The 2,993-nt window shown below is 61.3% G+C and carries 1 protein-coding gene; it reads right to left on the bottom strand.

Translation table 11 applies throughout. The features are described from left to right. Positions 1-183 precede the first annotated feature (183 nt). Positions 184-1,734, bottom strand: a complete 1,551-nt coding sequence (gene rny / locus VHX65_15960) for a ribonuclease Y (protein HEX4000048.1) — start codon at positions 1,732-1,734, stop codon at positions 184-186. Positions 1,735-2,993: the final 1,259 nt, after the last annotated feature.

The raw sequence follows: 2,993 nt of genomic DNA, 5'->3' as shown, positions 1-2,993 counted from the left end.
TCGTGGAACTCGGAGGGTTCTTCCACAATCGAGTCGGTTGCGGCCGACTCGCTCGCGCCCCGAAGTGCCGCCCACAAAAGCGCGGCGCAAAGCACCACAGCGAACAGGCATGCAGTGGCGAGTAGGAATTTCATGCCGTTTCTCGTCCCTCGCCCCTCGCCCCTCGTCCCTCGCCTCTCGCCCCTATCGGGCCATCTCCGTAACGCGTGTTTCGCGCAACACGGTCACCTTGATCTCGCCGGGATATGTCAACTGCTGCTCGAAGGCTTGCGCGATGTCGCGGCAGATTTTGGCGGCTGAAGTGTCGGTCGTGTCGCGGGCACTGGCGATCACGCGCAGTTCGCGGCCGGCTTGAATTGCATATGCCTGCTCGACGCCGGGGAAGCTGCGAGCGATCGATTCGAGTTCTTCCATCCGTTTAATATACCGCTCGAGCGTCTCGCGGCGCGCGCCGGGCCGGCTGGCGCTGCACGCATCCGCCGCGGCCACCAGGACCGTGTAGGGATGATCGATGCGGATATCGTCGTGATGGCCGAGCGCGGCATGGACGACTTCCGGACCTTCGCCGTAGCGTTTGAGCAATTCGGCGCCGATTTTTGGATGGCCACCTTCGGCTTCGTGGTCGGCCGCCTTGCCGATGTCGTGCAACAGTCCGCAGCGGCGAGCGAGCGTGCCGTCGAGGCCGATTTCGTCGGCCATCATGCCGGCCAAGAAGGCGACTTCGATCGAATGCCGCAGCACGTTTTGCGTGTAGCTGGTGCGGAAGCGGAGGCGGCCCAAGAGGTGCACCAATTTCGGATGCAGCCGGTTGACGTTCGCCTCCTGCACCGCTTCTTCGCCATGTTTTTGGATGTGTTGCTCCATCTCGCCCTGCGTTTGGGCAACGAGTTCTTCGATCCGCGTCGGATGGATTCGGCCGTCGGCGATCAGCTTGTTGAGCGCCATGCGGGCGATCTCGCGGCGCACCGGATCGAAGCCGCTGACGATCACCACGCCCGGCGTGTCGTCGATGATCACGTCGACGCCGGTGGCCTTTTCGAAGGCGCGGATGTTGCGTCCTTCGCGGCCGATGATGCGGCCTTTCATCTCGTCGTTGGGAATATCGACGGTGCTGGTGGTGGTTTCGGCGGTGTGCGTGGCGGCGTAGCGGTGCAGAGCAGTGAGCAGGATATCGCGGCTCTTTTGCTCGGCCAATTCGGCGGTTTGCCGCTCGTGCTTGATGATCAGGGCCCCTTGCTCGTGCGTCAGTTCTTGATCGAGCATGTCGAGCAAGCGATGTGTGGCATCGTCGCGGCTCAAGCCGCTAAGCTGGTGCAACGTCTGCCGTTGTAGGTCTAAAAGCTTGATCAATTCTTCGTTGCGGCGATTGGCGTCTTCGATGCGCTCGGCCAATTTTCGCTGCGAACCCTCGACCATCCGTTCCTGCTTGCGAACCTGCTCGGCTTGCTGCTCGACGGCATCTTGCCGTTTGTCGAGCAACCGTTCGCGTTCGTGAAGTTCCTGGCGGAGTTGGGCAAGTTCGCGTTCGCCGGCGGCCTTCGATTGGATCGCCGACTCCTTCATTTCCAATTCGGCTTCACGGCGCAAATTCGATGCTTCGCGAGTGGCCTTTTCGAGGATTTCCTTGGCTTCGGATTCGGCGTCGCGGCGGCGGAGCCGATCGAGAAATTTGATCGCCATCGCTCCCAACAGGGCGGCGACGACGACGACGGCAAACGTTTCCCACGTGTTCACTGCTCAGACCCTCTCTGCTATTGGCGTTTGATCGGAGAGCCTTCGCGGCAACCGCCGACGGCCAAGTGGACCGAGAGCGATTTCCTCGAGCGATCGGCTATAAGCCGAGCGACGCCAACATCTCTCCAAGCGTGGAGAGTTAGAGCTGACCGGCGGCGGCCAAGCGGCATCGTTCGTACAATCAGCTCCCGGGCTCCGCAGCCCGCGAAGCGTGAATCATCGATCGGATTTCAGGCGACCGCTCGCTCGCCGGAGCGCAGGGGAACTGCTCTTGCTCCTGCAACGCGATGCAACGAAGGCGCTTCGGCCTGATGGAGACCGCGCGCCGTAGCCAGAAACGAGACCGATTGGCAGCCAATCACCGCTCGCCCAGGGCCAAAGCCGCGCGCGCATGCGCATCGCTTGCGCGACGCAGATGCCGCCCGTGGCCGCCGAGCCAACTTCGACAGCCGCGACCCTGCCGGTCAAAGCTGCGTTGCGCCAAACAGCGCCGGCCCAGACGCCCGTCAGCGGAGAGTAACCGAAGCCGATGCTTTGCAAGCAACCGCTGCGGAAATAACCGCCTAAGCATGCGGATTTCATAGCGAGCCATTGCTCGATTAGAAACCGCCAGATGAAAACGACGAGGTTCATCTACAAGCCGGGCGTGCCGAATAGTGAATGGGGTTGTACAAACAATTCCGGATTTAGTCGCAAATCACCGGGAAAAGCCCTTGGCGCCCCGACTTACGTCGGCCGCTAAAGACCCCCGAAATTCGATGGTTGACTCCGGACCGGCTTCGGCGACCCGCCTCGCCACAGCTTGGTTCGTTGGAACCCAGCCCGTGGAAAATCGTCGCCGTCACCAGTTCTCCATCAAATGGTAACAGAGATCAGGCAAACTGCAAATCGAAAACTTGAAGAAGGGGCGAGGGCTCCGTCCGTTGGTCCGGCGGTCCGGAGTTGCATTGGTGAACTTCGTCGACGGTCGGCGCCGCGGAGTGGGCCTCGGTTTGCTTTGGATCTAGCCGATAGCCGCATCCTGCTCGAGCGGATGTTCATCTACGACTCCGTTCATTGAAGCGGAGATTCGAGCACGTTCGGAAATGCCAGCCCGATTCCGTAGCTCGCATTTCATAGCCGCTCGGAATGCAAAAGCTTCTTTAGCATCGCCACCGTCGCGGCTTGATCGGGGTCGTGGGCGAGGTTGTGGTATTCCTTCGGATCGGCCGATTGGTCGTAGAGTTCGACGCCGCGTTTGCCGCCGGCCCATTCGGTGT

The organism is Pirellulales bacterium, assembly GCA_036267355.1.
Classification (GTDB): domain Bacteria; phylum Planctomycetota; class Planctomycetia; order Pirellulales; family DATAWG01; genus DATAWG01.
Note: the sequence above shows the minus strand (reverse complement) of the source record. Positions and strands in the feature narration are given on the sequence as shown.